The sequence below is a fragment of the Pseudomonas sp. LBUM1655 genome (genome assembly GCF_059716085.1).
In genome coordinates this window covers 5,762,729-5,777,577 of record NZ_CP166801.1, presented here as the reverse complement: position 1 = coordinate 5,777,577, position 14,849 = coordinate 5,762,729, and the positions used below count along the sequence as shown (strand labels likewise).

At 58.1% G+C, this 14,849-nt stretch carries 16 protein-coding genes; 10 read left to right on the top strand and 6 right to left on the bottom strand.

Annotated elements, in window-relative coordinates:
• Positions 1 to 12: 12 nt before the first annotated feature.
• Positions 13 to 1,008 carry an ArsR/SmtB family transcription factor gene (locus ACA074_RS25975; RefSeq protein ID WP_489879340.1) on the bottom strand — a complete coding sequence of 332 codons (996 nt, stop codon included), beginning with the start codon at positions 1,006 to 1,008 and terminating at the stop codon, positions 13 to 15.
• A 23-nt stretch (positions 1,009 to 1,031) separates the two neighbouring features.
• A complete protein-coding gene (locus ACA074_RS25970; RefSeq protein ID WP_497678024.1) occupies positions 1,032 to 1,250 on the bottom strand; it encodes a hypothetical protein in 219 nt (72 codons plus the stop codon).
• A gap of 16 nt (positions 1,251 to 1,266) precedes the next feature.
• Here ACA074_RS25970 and tkt point away from each other — a divergent pair, with 16 nt between their 5' ends.
• The 6 genes from tkt to fba all read left to right on the top strand — a co-directional run bounded on the left by tkt (position 1,267) and on the right by fba (position 7,479).
• Positions 1,267 to 3,264: a transketolase gene (gene tkt, locus ACA074_RS25965; RefSeq protein ID WP_497678023.1), complete on the top strand. Its 1,998-nt coding sequence runs from the start codon at positions 1,267 to 1,269 to the stop codon at positions 3,262 to 3,264.
• Positions 3,265 to 3,414: 150 nt separating this feature from the next.
• Positions 3,415 to 4,467 (top strand): erythrose-4-phosphate dehydrogenase, encoded by a 1,053-nt coding sequence (gene epd / locus ACA074_RS25960; protein WP_187679700.1) that lies wholly within the window; start codon positions 3,415 to 3,417, stop codon positions 4,465 to 4,467.
• A 12-nt stretch (positions 4,468 to 4,479) separates the two neighbouring features.
• A complete protein-coding gene (locus tag ACA074_RS25955; protein WP_187679699.1) occupies positions 4,480 to 5,643 on the top strand; it encodes a phosphoglycerate kinase in 1,164 nt (387 codons plus the stop codon).
• 34 nt (positions 5,644 to 5,677) lie between these two features.
• Positions 5,678 to 5,899 carry a hypothetical protein gene (locus tag ACA074_RS25950; protein WP_187679698.1) on the top strand — a complete coding sequence of 74 codons (222 nt, stop codon included), beginning with the start codon at positions 5,678 to 5,680 and terminating at the stop codon, positions 5,897 to 5,899.
• Between the two features lie 56 nt (positions 5,900 to 5,955).
• The gene (locus ACA074_RS25945) at positions 5,956 to 6,288 is read left to right on the top strand and encodes an MliC family protein (RefSeq protein WP_187679697.1); all 333 of its coding nucleotides are present in this window, start codon (positions 5,956 to 5,958) and stop codon (positions 6,286 to 6,288) included.
• 126 nt (positions 6,289 to 6,414) lie between these two features.
• Positions 6,415 to 7,479 (top strand): class II fructose-bisphosphate aldolase, encoded by a 1,065-nt coding sequence (fba, locus tag ACA074_RS25940; RefSeq protein WP_003177554.1) that lies wholly within the window; start codon positions 6,415 to 6,417, stop codon positions 7,477 to 7,479.
• Between the two features lie 67 nt (positions 7,480 to 7,546).
• Here the strand turns inward: fba and ACA074_RS25935 are convergent, their stop codons facing one another.
• The 3 genes from ACA074_RS25935 to ACA074_RS25925 form a co-directional block, all read right to left on the bottom strand.
• Positions 7,547 to 7,909 carry a hypothetical protein gene (locus ACA074_RS25935; RefSeq protein ID WP_489879343.1) on the bottom strand — a complete coding sequence of 121 codons (363 nt, stop codon included), beginning with the start codon at positions 7,907 to 7,909 and terminating at the stop codon, positions 7,547 to 7,549.
• A 699-nt stretch (positions 7,910 to 8,608) separates the two neighbouring features.
• Positions 8,609 to 8,971 (bottom strand): DUF6124 family protein, encoded by a 363-nt coding sequence (locus tag ACA074_RS25930; RefSeq protein WP_489879344.1) that lies wholly within the window; start codon positions 8,969 to 8,971, stop codon positions 8,609 to 8,611.
• Between the two features lie 360 nt (positions 8,972 to 9,331).
• Positions 9,332 to 10,000, bottom strand: a complete 669-nt coding sequence (locus ACA074_RS25925; protein ID WP_187679692.1) for a polysaccharide lyase family 7 protein — start codon at positions 9,998 to 10,000, stop codon at positions 9,332 to 9,334.
• Positions 10,001 to 10,321: 321 nt separating this feature from the next.
• Between ACA074_RS25925 and ACA074_RS25920 the strand changes: the two genes are divergently transcribed.
• Genes ACA074_RS25920 through ACA074_RS25910 form a run of 3 tightly spaced genes read left to right on the top strand, consistent with a single transcriptional unit; the run spans position 10,322 to position 13,304 of the window.
• Positions 10,322 to 12,445, top strand: coding sequence for a putative bifunctional diguanylate cyclase/phosphodiesterase (locus ACA074_RS25920; protein ID WP_489879345.1), 2,124 nt, complete (start codon positions 10,322 to 10,324; stop codon positions 12,443 to 12,445).
• 44 nt (positions 12,446 to 12,489) lie between these two features.
• A complete protein-coding gene (locus ACA074_RS25915; protein ID WP_497678022.1) occupies positions 12,490 to 12,981 on the top strand; it encodes a M48 metallopeptidase family protein in 492 nt (163 codons plus the stop codon).
• 26 nt (positions 12,982 to 13,007) lie between these two features.
• Positions 13,008 to 13,304, top strand: a complete 297-nt coding sequence (locus ACA074_RS25910) for a winged helix-turn-helix domain-containing protein (RefSeq protein ID WP_497678021.1) — start codon at positions 13,008 to 13,010, stop codon at positions 13,302 to 13,304.
• Between the two features lie 97 nt (positions 13,305 to 13,401).
• Here ACA074_RS25910 and ACA074_RS25905 read toward each other — a convergent pair whose 3' ends face one another.
• Complete coding sequence (locus tag ACA074_RS25905; RefSeq protein WP_401271788.1) at positions 13,402 to 13,854, bottom strand: GNAT family N-acetyltransferase; 453 nt, start codon at positions 13,852 to 13,854, stop codon at positions 13,402 to 13,404.
• 255 nt (positions 13,855 to 14,109) lie between these two features.
• On the opposite strand from ACA074_RS25905, the gene ACA074_RS25900 reads away from it, so the two are divergent.
• Positions 14,110 to 14,847, top strand: a complete 738-nt coding sequence (locus ACA074_RS25900; protein ID WP_401271787.1) for a substrate-binding periplasmic protein — start codon at positions 14,110 to 14,112, stop codon at positions 14,845 to 14,847.
• Positions 14,848 to 14,849 lie beyond the last annotated feature (2 nt).

Genomic DNA, 14,849 nt, shown 5'->3' with positions numbered 1-14,849 from the left:
GTTTTCCTGAATTTACCGATGGTGAGTGTCGCCAGCCGGTCGCTGAAAGTGGCGAACCTGGATCTGGAAACCATTACGTAAGCCTACATAGAGGCTTTCCCCGGGAACGAGTCCCGCAGCGGTGGCCCAACGGGCCAAATCGTCCTGTTCAAACCCCAACCACAGATCACCGCAGGCCTCCCTGGCCCAACTCTGGTTGTGGCTACATAACTCTGTCACGAGCAGGCTACCGCCCGGTTGCAGCAGGTCGGCCATGTGCTTGAGCGCTTCGGCCGGCGCGGCGAAATGGTGCAAGACCATATTCAGTACCACGCAATCGGCCTGAAGGCTGCTGCCGTTCAATGCATCGGCCAATTGCAGGCTGACGTTAGCCAGCCGTTCACGTTCACATACCTGACGCGCCAGTTCGAGCATCGCCGGGCTGTTGTCCAGCGCTGTTACGGTGCTGAAGCGGCGCGCCAGTTCCGGCAGAAAAGCACCATCGCCGGGGCCGACTTCAATGGCCGTGGCAGCGCCACTGAAGCTCAGTTTGTCGAGCAGGGCCAGCACGCTTTCGCGGTACTGCGGCAGGCCGGCAATCAAGTCTTGCTGGGCGCGGAATTTCTCCGCGACCCGGGCGAAAAAGTCCTGGCTGGCCGCAGCACGTTGCCCGTGCACTTGAGCGATGCGCGCCTGCACGGCATCCGGCAGCGCCAGATTGTCGACTTCTTCTAACAACGCTGCGTGCAACTTGCCGCCCAGCAGTTCGGTATGGGGCAGGGCGCGACGATAGAAAATCGCGTTGCCTTCACGGCGAGTTGCCACCAGCTCGGCTTGCGCCAAGACCTTGAGGTGGTGACTCATACCGGACTGACCAATGCCGAAAATCTGTGCCAGTTCCAGTACACCAAACGAATCGTTGGCCAGCGCGCGCAATACATTCAGCCGCAACGGATCGCCGCCGGCCTTGCACAGGGCCGCCAGCTCGTCGCAATCGTCATGGCTAATGGAAGGCGCGCGTAAGTTCATGGGGCAGCAGTCTAGAGACGGGGTTAAATCCCTGCAAGAGCAATATCAAAAAGTTTTGATATTGCTCGACAGATGGCACTTCTCACGAGATGGTTAACTCTACAAACGAGCAGCGGAAAGGTTTCACCAACAGAAACCGCCGCTATCCATTGGAAAAACGCCTCTGCATGACTATCTGTCATTGCCCCGAGGCGCTCCGGTGAGGGAAAATGCCCTCCTTTTTTCCGTTCCAGTTTATTCACACCCAGGAGATCAGCGATGCCTAGCCGTCGTGAGCGTGCCAACGCCATTCGTGCCCTCAGCATGGATGCCGTGCAAAAAGCCAACAGCGGCCATCCCGGTGCCCCTATGGGTATGGCAGATATTGCCGAAGTGCTTTGGCGCGACTACCTCAAGCACAACCCGAGCAATCCATCATTCGCCGATCGTGACCGCTTCGTGCTGTCCAACGGCCATGGCTCGATGTTGATCTACTCGCTGCTGCACCTGACCGGTTACGACCTGTCGATCGAAGACCTCAAGCAGTTCCGTCAACTGCACAGCCGCACCCCGGGCCACCCGGAATTCGGCTACACCCCGGGCGTCGAGACCACCACCGGCCCGCTGGGTCAGGGTCTGGCCAACGCTGTGGGTTTCGCCTTGGCAGAAAAAGTCCTGGCGGCGCAGTTCAACCGTCCGAGCCACAACATCGTTGACCACCACACCTACGTGTTCCTGGGTGATGGCTGCATGATGGAAGGCATTTCCCACGAAGTCGCTTCTCTGGCCGGTACTTTGGGCCTGGGCAAGCTGATCGCCTTCTACGATGACAACGGTATCTCCATCGACGGCGAAGTTGAAGGCTGGTTCACCGATGACACCCCGAAGCGTTTCGAAGCCTACAACTGGCAGGTGATCCGCAACGTTGACGGTCACGACCCGGAAGAGATCAAGACCGCCATCGAAACCGCTCGCAAGAGCGCGCAGCCGACCCTGATCTGCTGCAAGACCACCATCGGTTTCGGTTCGCCGAACAAGCAGGGTAAAGAAGACTGCCACGGCGCCCCACTGGGTGACGCGGAAATCGCTCTGACCCGTCAGGCGCTGAACTGGAACCACGGCCCGTTCGAAATCCCGGCCGACATCTATGCCGAATGGGATGCCAAAGAATCTGGCCGCGCGGTTGAAGCCGAGTGGGATCAGCGTTTCGCTGCTTACTCCGCTGCGTTCCCGACCGAAGCCAACGAACTGATCCGTCGTCTGAGCGGCGAACTGCCGTCCGACTTCTCGGAAAAAGCCTCGGCGTACATCGCTGAAGTGGCCGCCAAAGGCGAAACCATCGCCAGCCGTAAAGCCAGCCAGAACACCCTGAACGCCTTCGGCCCTTTGCTGCCGGAACTGCTTGGCGGTTCGGCTGACCTGGCCGGTTCCAACCTGACCCTGTGGAAAGGTTGCAAAGGCGTCAGCGCTGAAGATGCCAGCGGCAACTACATGTACTACGGCGTGCGCGAATTCGGCATGACCGCAATCATGAACGGCGTCACTCTGCACGGCGGCCTCGTGCCTTACGGCGCGACCTTCCTGATGTTCATGGAATACGCTCGCAACGCCGTGCGCATGTCGGCACTGATGAAGAAGCGCGTGATCCACGTCTACACCCACGACTCCATCGGTCTGGGCGAAGACGGCCCGACGCACCAGCCGATCGAGCAACTGACCAGCCTGCGCACCACGCCGAATCTCGACACCTGGCGTCCAGCCGATGCCGTTGAATCGGCGGTGGCCTGGAAAAACGCTCTGGAGCGCAAGGACGGCCCATCGGCGCTGATCTTCTCGCGTCAGAACCTGCAGCACCAAGAGCGCGATGCCGGCCAGATCGCCGACATCAGCCGCGGTGGCTATGTGTTGAAGGACTGCGCAGGCGAGCCTGAGCTGATCCTGATCGCCACCGGTTCGGAAGTGGGGCTGGCGGTTCAGGCCTACGACAAACTGACCGAGCAGGGCCGCAAGGTGCGCGTGGTTTCCATGCCATGCACCAGCGTGTTCGACGCTCAGGATGCCGGCTACAAGCAAGCCGTTCTGCCGTTGCAGGTCAGCGCACGTATCGCGATCGAAGCGGCTCACGCCGACTTCTGGTTCAAGTACGTGGGTCTGGAAGGACGCGTGATCGGTATGACCACCTACGGTGAGTCGGCTCCGGCTTCGGCACTGTTCGAAGAGTTCGGCTTCACCCTGGAAAACATCCTGGGTCAGGCTGAAGAGCTGCTGGAAGACTGATCCAGAAGTCGCGTCGTCTGGACTGACGCCTTCGCGAGCAGGCTCGCTCCCACATTGGAATGCATTTCCCTGTGGGAGCGAGCCTGCTCGCGAAAGTGTTGGTTCAGGCAGCATCGCACTGCCTGATTCACCACGGTAATCGAGAACCCCATGCCTCAACCGCGTCCTTACAAAGTTGCACTCAACGGCTACGGCCGGATTGGTCGTTGCGTCTTGCGTGCGTTGTTTGAGCGAGGCGAAAAGGCCGGGTTTGAAATTGTCGCGATCAACGATCTGGCCGACATGGCCAGCATCGAATACCTGACACGCTTTGACTCCACCCACGGCCGCTTTCCCGGCGAAGTACGGGTTGAAGGCGATTGTCTGCATATTAATGGCGACTGCGTGAAGGTCCTGCGCAGTGCCACCCCCGAAGGCATCGATTGGGCGTCGCTTGGCGTCGATCTGGTGCTTGAATGTTCCGGCGCTTACCACACCCGTGCCGACGGCCAGCGTTTCCTCGACGCCGGTGCGCCACGCGTGCTGTTCTCGCAGCCGATGGCCAGCGAGGCGGATGTCGACGCCACCATCGTCTACGGCGTCAATCAGGATTGCCTGACCGGCGATGAGCTGCTGGTGTCCAACGCCTCCTGCACCACCAACTGCGGCGTGCCGCTGTTGCGTCTGCTCGACAAGGCGATCGGCCTCGATTACGTGTCGATCACCACGATTCACTCGGCGATGAACGATCAGCCGGTGATCGACGCCTATCACCACGAAGACCTGCGCCGCACCCGTTCGGCGTTCCAGTCGGTGATCCCGGTGTCCACTGGTCTGGCGCGCGGTATCGAGCGCCTGCTGCCGGAACTTGCCGGGCGAATTCAGGCCAAAGCCGTACGCGTGCCGACGGTCAACGTGTCCTGCCTCGACATCACGATGCAGACCGCCACGGCGACCGACGCGAACGAGGTCAACCGGATCCTGCGCGAAGCCGCCACCAGCGGCCCGCTCAAAGGACTTTTGGCCTATACCGAATTGCCTCATGCCAGCTGTGATTTCAACCATGACCCACATTCGGCCATCGTCGATGCCAGTCAGACCCGTGTTTCCGGCCCAAAACTGGTGAACATCCTGGCCTGGTTCGACAACGAATGGGGTTTTGCCAACCGAATGCTGGACGTTGCAGACCACTATCTGCAAACAGCAACTTCAAAAAAACCGTAGGAAGTGCGACCCATGACCGTGTTGAAGATGTCCGACCTCGATCTGCAAGGTAAGCGCGTATTGATCCGCGAAGACCTCAACGTCCCAGTCAAGGACGGTGTTGTCACCAGCGACGCGCGTATCCTGGCTTCGCTGCCGACCATCAAGCTGGCCCTGGAAAAAGGCGCGGCCGTGATGGTCTGCTCGCACCTTGGCCGTCCGACCGAAGGCGAGTTCTCTGCCGAGAACAGCCTCAAGCCAGTCGCCGACTACCTGAGCAAGGCCCTGGGCCGCGAAGTGCCGCTGGTGGCCGATTACCTGGGCGGCGTTGACGTTAAGGCCGGCGACATCGTGCTGTTCGAAAACGTGCGCTTCAACAAGGGCGAGAAAAAGAACGCCGACGAGCTGGCCCAGCAATACGCCGCGCTGTGCGACGTGTTCGTGATGGACGCGTTCGGCACTGCTCACCGCGCCGAGGGTTCAACCCACGGCGTGGCCAAGTTCGCCAAAATCGCCGCCGCCGGCCCGCTGCTGGCCGCTGAACTGGATGCACTGGGCAAAGCCCTGGGTGCTCCGGCCAAGCCAATGGCTGCCATCGTTGCTGGCTCCAAGGTCTCGACCAAACTCGACGTATTGAACAGTCTGAGCCAGATCTGCGATCAACTGATCGTCGGCGGCGGCATCGCCAACACCTTCCTCGCCGCAGCCGGTCATCCGGTTGGCAAGTCGCTGTACGAGCCGGATTTGCTCGACACCGCGCGCGCCATCGCCGCCAAGGTCAGCGTGCCGTTGCCGGTCGATGTGGTGTGCGCCAAGGAGTTCGCTGAAAGCGCTGAAGCCACCGTCAAGCTGATCGCTGACGTCGCTGCCGACGACATGATTCTGGATATTGGCCCGCAAACCGCAGCCAACTTCGCCGAACTGCTGAAGTCGTCGAAAACCATTCTGTGGAACGGTCCGGTCGGCGTGTTCGAATTCGACCAGTTCGGCAACGGCACCAAAGTGCTGGCCCAAGCCATTGCTGACAGTTCCGCATTCTCGATTGCTGGCGGTGGCGACACCCTGGCCGCCATCGATAAATATGGCGTGGCTGAGCAAATCTCCTACATTTCCACCGGTGGCGGCGCGTTCCTCGAATTCGTCGAAGGCAAAGTGCTGCCTGCCGTAGAAGTCCTGGAAAGCCGGGCCAAGGCCTGAGGCCGCCCGTCAGACCAGGCAAAGGAGTGGTCACATGGTCAAGTCGTTAGCATTGTTGTTGCTGACCGGTACGCTGGCGGCCTGCGGGAGTAACCCGAAGGCCGAAGCGACACCGGCACCCAGCGAGTCGCAGAAGGGCTGTTATCAGGCCGACTGGCAGGCCGAAACCAACCCGGTGCTGAACAAGCGCTCGGGGCCGGACGGTCTGGACAAATACGAAGCGCAAACCCCGGCCAAGGAACATGGTTGTCCTTGACGGGTCTGACTCTTAACTCAGGGCTGGCGGCGTGCGCCGTCAGTCGAGGAACACGGATGAAAGGCTTGATCGCCATTGCGGCGTTGGCATTGTTGGGCGGTTGCGCGCAGTTGAACCTGTTTCAGTCGTCCGCCCCCACGGATAACTGGACCACCTGGACCTGCGACAGCCAGGCCAAAGTGCTGTGGCGTTACACCGATGCCGGCCAGAAAGAAGTCGATGTTCGACTGGGTGGCGGTGATCAGGTCTATCGCCTGAAAGAAGAGCCGGGCGCCTCGGGCACGCTGTACAGCGACGGCATGCTGGCGTTTCACATCAAGGGTAACGAAGGCCTGGTGTACTGGGTCGCTACCAATGACCTGATCGGCCGCGGCTGCAAGGCGCAGTAATACAGAATTTGCTTTATCGAATCACCAGACCGGGCTTCGACCCCCGATCTGCAATCACTTGAATAGCCGCCGCCGCTCCGGCAGGCTGGCACGATTAACGACCCTCAACCGGGAGAGACACACACAATGGCACTTATCAGCATGCGCCAGATGTTGGACCACGCAGCCGAATTCGGCTACGGCGTTCCAGCTTTCAACGTCAACAACCTTGAGCAGATGCGCGCCATCATGGAAGCCGCTGACAAGACTGACTCCCCGGTGATCGTCCAGGCTTCGGCCGGCGCTCGCAAATACGCCGGCGCGCCATTCCTGCGTCACCTGATCCTGGCCGCGATCGAAGAATTCCCGCACATCCCGGTGTGCATGCACCAAGACCACGGCACCAGCCCTGACGTCTGCCAGCGCTCGATCCAACTGGGCTTCAGCTCGGTGATGATGGACGGTTCCCTCGGCGAAGACGGCAAGACCCCGACCGATTACGAGTACAACGTGCGCGTTACTCAGCAAACCGTGGCCATGGCTCACGCTTGCGGCGTATCGGTAGAGGGCGAACTGGGTTGCCTGGGTTCGCTGGAAACCGGCATGGCCGGTGAAGAAGACGGCATCGGCGCTGAAGGCGTTCTGGATCACAGCCAAATGCTGACCGACCCGGAAGAAGCCGCTGACTTCGTCAAGAAGACCCAGGTTGATGCCCTGGCCATTGCCATCGGCACCAGCCACGGCGCCTACAAGTTCACCAAGCCACCTACCGGCGACGTGCTGGCCATCGACCGCATCAAGGAAATCCACAAACGCATCCCGAACACCCACCTGGTGATGCACGGTTCCTCTTCGGTTCCACAAGAGTGGCTGGCGATCATCAACCAGTACGGCGGCGACATCAAAGAAACCTACGGCGTGCCGGTTGAAGAAATCGTCGAAGGCATCAAGTACGGCGTGCGCAAGGTCAACATCGATACCGACCTGCGTCTGGCATCCACCGGCGCCATGCGTCGCCTGATGGCCACCAACCCGAGCGAATTCGACCCACGTAAATTCTTCGGCGCCACCGTGACTGCGATGCGCGATGTTTGTATCGCTCGTTATGAAGCGTTCGGCACTGCCGGTAATGCTTCGAAGATCAAACCGATCTCGTTGGAAGCGATGTACCAGCGTTATTTGAAGGGTGAGTTGAACGCTAAGGTTAACTGATTGATCACTGTTTCAGCGGTAATAAAAACCCGTCGTTAGACGGGTTTTTTGCGTTTGATAGAAGATCTCAGCTTTTTGTAAAGGTGATGTTGTAAGTTTTACCTACATTCGGGCCGCCGCGATCAACCCGAACGGTTCCGTCTAACTTCGAATAGTTTCTGTCAGGCGATCTCAAACTGATGCTGAACACGTTGTGTTCAGGGCTCCCTGCTTCTGCTCGAAGATTAAAGGATACGGCGGATTCATCCGTTAAATTTTCATACGTGAAACTTCCATTAACTTTGAAGCTAAGCCCGTAATACTCCATGCTGCCTTGGCTTATGTTGCCCGTCTGTGGATCTGAAGAAGTTATTTTAAGTGTGGCTTCATGGCTCTCGCCGGCATCGTATACGCGACCTCTATAAGTACCATTCGGGTTGATCTGGCCCATGGTATTTCTCCTTTATTTTTTGATGAGCAGTGAATGGGTTATTTTTCCATCCGTTTTTCTGATGTTTCGATCCTGAGGTTATGAGGCGGCATGTAATTCGTCACCTGTCAGAGTTGACAGGTGTAGAGATGTTTTTGCGATGAGTGGCCCGTTAAAAAGAAATAAGCATATTGTGTGGGCTGGTCAAAAAGTCTGGAAAAAGTAACTAAGCAGGAAGCGTGAAAGGGATAAATTTATTTCGTCATGATTCAGTCACTGTTATTGCGAAAGTGTGAATGCTGAGGTGAAATTCAGGATTAACTAAGCCTGAGCGCTAACCCGCTTATTCAAGAAACCCGCCGAGAGGCGGGTTTCTTGTGGATGGCTATTGAAGCATCCAATGCATCGAGATTCTGAGCTTTTGGGACTAATCGATGTTGGGTTTATTTCAAATGAGTATTACGGACTGTCAGATCTGACAGTGGACGGCCATTGGTGATGCTCACAAAATGAAACTTCACCTTGTGATGGAGTACACATCGATGGCTACTAAGGATGTAACACCAAAAGGCGCGGCACCCGGCACTCTTCCAGTTGATCCGAAACCGCAACCCGAAAACCTGATCAAATCCAGAGGTCCGGCACCTGTTAAACTTCCGAAAGACAGCAAGTAAGCCTGTCATCAGAGAACCCGCATAAATGCGGGTTCTTTTTGGGTGACTACTCCTTCAACTCAACATGATCCAGCGCCTGATTCACCGCCAGTTCACCGAGCATGACCACCTGCGCGATGCCCAGCGCTGTCTTGCGGTGCGAGGTGTCGAGCATCGCGGCGAAGTTGTTGAGCATTTCGCTGGCTGAACTCAGGGTTTCGCTAGCGTTGGCCAGCAGGGATTCGGTGTTGTACTTCGGGTTGGCGAGGTACATGGCCTCGGGTTCGTGGGTGCTGGCCATGATGGCTGCGGCGGGGTTGAGGTAGTGGTCTAGGGCGCGCTCGGCGGCGTCGTGGAATCTTTTTGAGTTGGGGGATTCGTAAGGGGATGCCGGATCTGTGACCGGCGGATGAGGCGTTGATTTGATCATTTGCTGAAAACTCCTGATGGAGCCGCTTCGCCTTCTCTACTAAAAGAAGGGTGGCAGCTGTGCGCAGGTTAGTAGACCGGGGAGTTATTCAGCATTAACCGGCGCGCCGAAGCGCCCTGCACACAGCCACCATCAAGTCAAACAGCAATAGCCGACCGATGCGCTTTGCGCATAACTGAAAAACACCTCGGGCTACTAAACCCGATCACTGGAAATCAGTGACGCGGATCAAGTTACCGATGGCCCTCCAGGCGCACAAGCCGGCGGATTCTGGCGTACCCGTAGGCAACGACGCAAGCTGTTGTAGGCATCCGGAAGTAACCGCCGACCGATCTAAACAACGCCGTTTAAATGCGGGGATTATTTGTCGTGATCGATATCGAGTTTGCTAAACGTCACCTGCCCACCCTCACTCGTGTACCCCGTATTGTCCTGCACATAAACCCCTGCCTTGAAATACAGCGGCTTGTTGCGCCACGTCGCGCTGATCTGCGAATCCCACTGATAACCCGCCGCACTTACGCCCAGTGCGCCGCCCGGGCTTAAGTGGATGAGGTAGTTGAATTCGCGATCGAGTTTGACCCCGGTGGCGAGGGTGATGACGCGGCTTTCGTCGTCATCGGGATGCATGCGAACTTTGATCACCAGGTTGCCGGTTTCGGTTTTGGTCTTGTACTGGTATTCGAGTTTGAGCATCGGCTTCTGGCTTTCATAGGCGTGGATCTGGCCGATGACGATTTTGCCGGAGCTCGGCACTTTGTTGACCGTGAGGGTCGCGCGCAGCAGGTTGTCGGCGTCGGGGTAGTACCAATTGCGCAGGGTGCCGTTGCTATAGGTTTCGCGCAGTTCGGTGCGGGGGTAGATGGCGTTTTCGGTTTTTGACCCGGTCACCGGTGACCAGAAGAACAGGGTGCCGGTGTCGGAATGGAAGTACTGATCCTTGAAGCCTTTCACCAGTTTGGAGGTTTCGACGGTGTATGGCGGGCTGCCAACGGGAACGCTGAGGTTCCAGGTTGCGAGATCGATCATGTCGGTTCTTCCACTCAATTTTCGCTGCACGCGCGTGCCAGAAGCTCTAGCCCGCGCGTTTTGGGGCGGCCTTTATAAGCGTAGAGGGATTTTTTGTTAACCGCCGTCCGGCGGACGATTGACGTCAACATCCTGTCGAAATGCCATCTATCCCGGTTTTAGCGGGCTACAGGAGTGACCGTTAGTCGGCTAAACCTGCCATTGGTTAAATGATGGCCTGATGACAGCTACTGCTTTTGTCGATCCGCGACTAGAGTGATGGCTCAGTATGTGTACGGTTTTAACCGGAAAACCGCCTGTGGTCCCGATAAGAGAAGCAGCATGGAATGCGCGCAACCCCAGCCAGGTGAAGGCAACTCTGTCCTTTTGATCGTTGATGATTACCCTGAAAACCTGATCAGCATGCGCGCGTTGCTGCAGCGTCAGGATTGGCACGTGCTGACCGCCGCCTCCGGTTTCGAGGCGCTGAATATCCTCCTCGAACACGACGTCGATCTGGTGCTGCTGGACGTGCAGATGCCGGGCATGGACGGCTTTGAAGTCGCGCGACTGATGCGCGGCAGTCAGCGTACGCGGCTTACGCCGATCATCTTCCTCACCGCTAACGAACAGTCCCAGGACGCCGTGATCAAGGGCTACGCCAGTGGCGCGGTGGATTACCTGTTCAAACCGTTCGATCCGCAGATTCTCAAGCCCAAAGTGCAGGCGTTGCTTGAGCATCAGCGCAATCGCCGGGCCTTGCAGCGCCTGAGCCGGGATCTGGAATCCGCCCGGGCCTTCAATGCTTCGGTGCTGGATAACGCCGCCGAGGGCATTCTGGTTTTGGGCGAGGACGGCTTGATTCGTTTTGCTAATCCGGCGATCTCACGGTTGCTCAATGCGCCGGTGAAGGAGTTGGACGGTAAGGAGTTTCTCGATTACCTGCAGAAACCGCACATTCCCGTGTGGGCCGATTCCGAATTCCGTACAAGCTATCAGCGCGGCGAAACCCTGCGGCTGCACGATGCGCTGCTGCGCACCGCGCCGGGTCAGCAGGTGCCGGTGGCGCTGTCCTGTGCGCCGTTACCTTCCGAACAACAGGCGATGGTGGTGACGGTGCTGGACATGTCGGTGGTGCGCCATCTGCATCAGCAACTGGAATTTCAGGCCGTCACCGATCCGCTGACCGGTTTACTTAACCGTCGCGGTTTCTACCAGACCGTTGAGAACCTGCTGTTGCGCGGTGAGCGCAGCGACAGCAGTTGGGTGCTGCTGTATTTGGATCTGGACGGCTTCAAACGGGTCAATGATTCCCTCGGCCATGATGCTGGCGACCGTGTGTTGCGCTGGGTGTCCGAGCAGTTGAAGGCGTGTCTGCGGCCGTTCGATATTCTCGCGCGCATGGGCGGTGATGAATTTACCGCGTTGCTGGATCTGGAGTTTCCCGAGCAGGCGGCGAAGATTGCCGAGAAACTCATCGAGCGAGTGTCGATCTGTCAGCAAATCGAAGGGCTGGATATCGCGCTGGGCGCCAGTATCGGTATCGCGACATACCCTGATTGCGGATCGAACCTCGACGGTCTGCTGCGCGCCTCTGACATTGCCATGTACGAAGCCAAGCGTGCCGGGCGTCAGCAATATCGCTTTTACGATCATGAAATGAACGGCCGGGCGCGTTCGCGTCTGATGCTGGAAGAGAGCGTGCGCGCCGCCATCGAAAACCGCGACTTCAACCTGGTCTATCAACCGCAGGTAGCCATTAATAGCGGCCAGATCCGTGGGTTTGAGGCGTTGTTGCGCTGGCAGCACCCGAGCGTGGGTGATGTGCCGCCGGGTCTGTTTTTGCCGTTGCTGGAAGAGGCGCGGCTGATCAGTCGTCTCGGCAGCTGGATTTATCATCGCGGCGCCGGCCAGCGCAAAGCCTGGGAAACCTTGTTTGCCGAAGATCTGGTGCTCGGCGTGAGTTTGAGCAACACCCAGTTCAGCCTGCCGAATCTGGTCACCGAGTTGCGTCAGGTCATGGAGCGGCATTCTTTGCAGCCACGGCAACTGGAGGTCGAGGTCACCGAAGAAGCCTTGATGCAAAATCCGGACGAAACCCGCAAACAGTTGCGCTTGCTGCGCAATCTCGGGGTGCGTGTGGCGCTGGATGACTTCGGCTCCGGGCCTTGTTCACTGGCGCATCTGCGCGATCTGGAACTGGACACGCTCAAGCTCGACCGGCACCTCATCGCCCGATTGCCTGATTCGTCGCGGGACGCTTCACTGGTGAGCACAGTCATCAGTCTGTGCAAGCAGTACGGTTTGCTGGTGATTGCCGAGGGTGTCGAGACCATCGAGCAATACCAATGGCTGCAAGCCCACGGCTGTGAGTACGTGCAGGGCTTCCTGGTGGCGCGGCCATTGATCGCCGAGGACGCCGCCACCTTCGCCGAACCGTTCGACTGGAGCGCGCTTCCAGGCTGAATTCGCTACACTGGCGCACCTTTTTCGAACCGTGTCGCCCGTCCATGACTGTGTTGAAGTACCTCCAGGCCTATCCCGCGCCATTGCAGGATCAGGTGCGTCAACTGATCGCCGACGGGCGTCTGGGTGAATACCTGGATCAACGTTATTCGGGGCGGCATGACGTGCAGAGCGACAAGGCGTTGTACAGCTACGCGCTGGATCTGAAACAGGAATACCTGCGTAATGCTCCGGCCATCGACAAAGTGCTGTTCGACAACCGCCTCGACCTGACCCACCGCGCCCTTGGTCTGCACACCACGGTTTCACGCGTGCAGGGCGGCAAGCTCAAGGCCAAGAAAGAGATTCGTATCGCCTCGCTGTTCAAGGACGCCGCACCGGACTTTCTGAAAATGATCGTGGTGCATGAGCTGGCGCACTTCAAAGAGTCGGATCACAACAAGGCGTTTTATAAATTGTGTGAGCACATGCTGCCGGGGTATCACCAGGTCGAGTTTGATCTGCGGATGTATCTGACGTGGCGGGACATGCAATAACAACAGTCGCAACCAGGAAGGTGTGGATGGACGTAAGCAAGACCAAAAGCAGTTTCTATCGCCGCTTGTATGTGGCTTACCTGATCGACAGCAGTCTGGCTCCGAGTGTGCCGACGCTGACCGAAGTCACCGGCATGCCCCGGCGCACGGCGCAGGACACGATTGCCGCGCTGGCGGATCTGGATATCGTCTGCGAGTTCGAACAGGAAGAGGGCGCTCGCAACCATGCCGGGCGTTATCGGATTCGCGAGTGGGGAGCGATTGATCGGGGGTGGATCGAGAGGAATTTGCGGCAGATCAAAGCGGTGCTGGAATATCCCTGAATCCTGCGTTGACTGAGCTGACGCCATCGCGAGCAGGCTCGCTCCCACAGGAAAATGCATTCCAAATGTGGGAGCGAGCCTGCTCGCGAAAAGGCCCTTAAGCGCGCCGCATCCCGATATGTGGAATGTCATCCTCCAGATATTCCTCACCCGCCGCCACAAACCCGTACTTGCCGTAATACCCCTGCAAATGCGCCTGCGCCGACAGATAGATTGGCACCTGCGGCCAGTGTTTCTCGGCCTGTTTCAGCGCCTGCTCCATCATCTCGTGCCCCAGCCCTTTGCCCCGTCCTTGTGGCGCGGTGATCACGCGGCCGATGACCACGTCGCCGCCCTGGGACTCCGGGTCCAGCAGGCGCAGATACGCCATCAACTGGTCATCCTCCCAACCCATCAGGTGGTAGGTGTCGCCGTCCAGGTCCTGGCCGTCGAGGTCCGGATAGGCGCATTTCTGTTCGACCACGAATACTTCCGAGCGCAGCTTCAAAAGGGCGTAGAGCTGTTCTTTGCCCAAGTCGCTGTGATGTTTGCAGACCCATTCGATTGTCATTTTCCGATTCCTTGAACGTGTCGCCCGATACTAAGCGCAGGCGCGAAAGATGTCTGTATGGCGTAAGAGTCTGTGACAAAGGTCAAAATGCCATCATTCCTTTCTCGCACCGGTGACTTCTTTGTGTAATCTGCTGGGGAGCCCTGTGCACTGGCTGCAATGAGCTAATGTTAGGGCCTGGGTTTTGCCGGTACGGGGCCTTGGGGTTTTGACTGGAAACACGCCGGGCGTGCCGCCCGCTAAGGATTTTCAAGCATGCCGCGACTGCATCGAGCTTTTGCTTTGATCGGATTGCTCTTGCTGGCCCAAGCCGCTGCAGCCGAAAAGCTGCGGCTGGTGTTTGATATCTGGCCGCCCTTTACTGACGACACGCTGGTCAACGGCGGTCTGGCCACCGACATTGTCAGCACCGCGCTGGCTCGGGCCGGTTATGCCAGCGATTATGAGCAAGTGCCATGGGCGCGGGCGCTGCTGGGTGTCGGTGAGGGACGCTACGATGTGCTGGTCAACGCCTGGTACAACGATGAGCGCACGAAATTCGGGCAATTTTCCGGTGAGTATCTGGTTAATCGCATCCGCTTCCTCAAGCGCAAAGACACGCCGCTCGAATACAATAACTTGCAGCAACTGCACACTTATCCGATTGCCGTGGTACGCGGTTACGCCTACTCGCCGCCGTTCGATGCCGATACCGCGTTGCAGAAAGTCCCTGTGCATAACTTTGCGATGGCGGTGCGTATGCTCGCGGCGGATCGGGTCAAGCTGACGCTGGAAGATGAATATGTCGCGCGGCATTACCTGGCACGGGAATCACCGAAAGTGCGCAGTGCCGTGGAGTTTTTGCCCAAGCCGTTGAGCGAGAACAGCCTGCATATCTTGGTGAGCCTGAAGAATCCGCAGCATGAGCAGATTGTCGCGGGGTTTGATAAGGCGATTGAGGCGATGAAGGCGGATGGCAGTTATGACAAATTGCTGAGGCAGCATGGGATGTGAGG

Bases quoted from the DNA above. Each gene is read 5' to 3' on its own strand.
- ACA074_RS25975 (WP_489879340.1), bottom strand. From the start codon at position 1,008: ATGAACTTACGCGCGCCTTCCATTAGCCATGACGATTGCGACGAGCTG.
- tkt (WP_497678023.1), top strand. From the start codon at position 1,267: ATGCCTAGCCGTCGTGAGCGTGCCAACGCCATTCGTGCCCTCAGCATG.
- epd (WP_187679700.1), top strand. From the start codon at position 3,415: ATGCCTCAACCGCGTCCTTACAAAGTTGCACTCAACGGCTACGGCCGG.
- ACA074_RS25955 (WP_187679699.1), top strand. From the start codon at position 4,480: ATGACCGTGTTGAAGATGTCCGACCTCGATCTGCAAGGTAAGCGCGTA.
- ACA074_RS25950 (WP_187679698.1), top strand. From the start codon at position 5,678: ATGGTCAAGTCGTTAGCATTGTTGTTGCTGACCGGTACGCTGGCGGCC.
- ACA074_RS25945 (WP_187679697.1), top strand. From the start codon at position 5,956: ATGAAAGGCTTGATCGCCATTGCGGCGTTGGCATTGTTGGGCGGTTGC.
- fba (WP_003177554.1), top strand. From the start codon at position 6,415: ATGGCACTTATCAGCATGCGCCAGATGTTGGACCACGCAGCCGAATTC.
- ACA074_RS25935 (WP_489879343.1), bottom strand. From the start codon at position 7,909: ATGGGCCAGATCAACCCGAATGGTACTTATAGAGGTCGCGTATACGAT.
- ACA074_RS25930 (WP_489879344.1), bottom strand. From the start codon at position 8,971: ATGATCAAATCAACGCCTCATCCGCCGGTCACAGATCCGGCATCCCCT.
- ACA074_RS25925 (WP_187679692.1), bottom strand. From the start codon at position 10,000: ATGATCGATCTCGCAACCTGGAACCTCAGCGTTCCCGTTGGCAGCCCG.
- ACA074_RS25920 (WP_489879345.1), top strand. From the start codon at position 10,322: ATGGAATGCGCGCAACCCCAGCCAGGTGAAGGCAACTCTGTCCTTTTG.
- ACA074_RS25915 (WP_497678022.1), top strand. From the start codon at position 12,490: ATGACTGTGTTGAAGTACCTCCAGGCCTATCCCGCGCCATTGCAGGAT.
- ACA074_RS25910 (WP_497678021.1), top strand. From the start codon at position 13,008: ATGGACGTAAGCAAGACCAAAAGCAGTTTCTATCGCCGCTTGTATGTG.
- ACA074_RS25905 (WP_401271788.1), bottom strand. From the start codon at position 13,854: ATGACAATCGAATGGGTCTGCAAACATCACAGCGACTTGGGCAAAGAA.
- ACA074_RS25900 (WP_401271787.1), top strand. From the start codon at position 14,110: ATGCCGCGACTGCATCGAGCTTTTGCTTTGATCGGATTGCTCTTGCTG.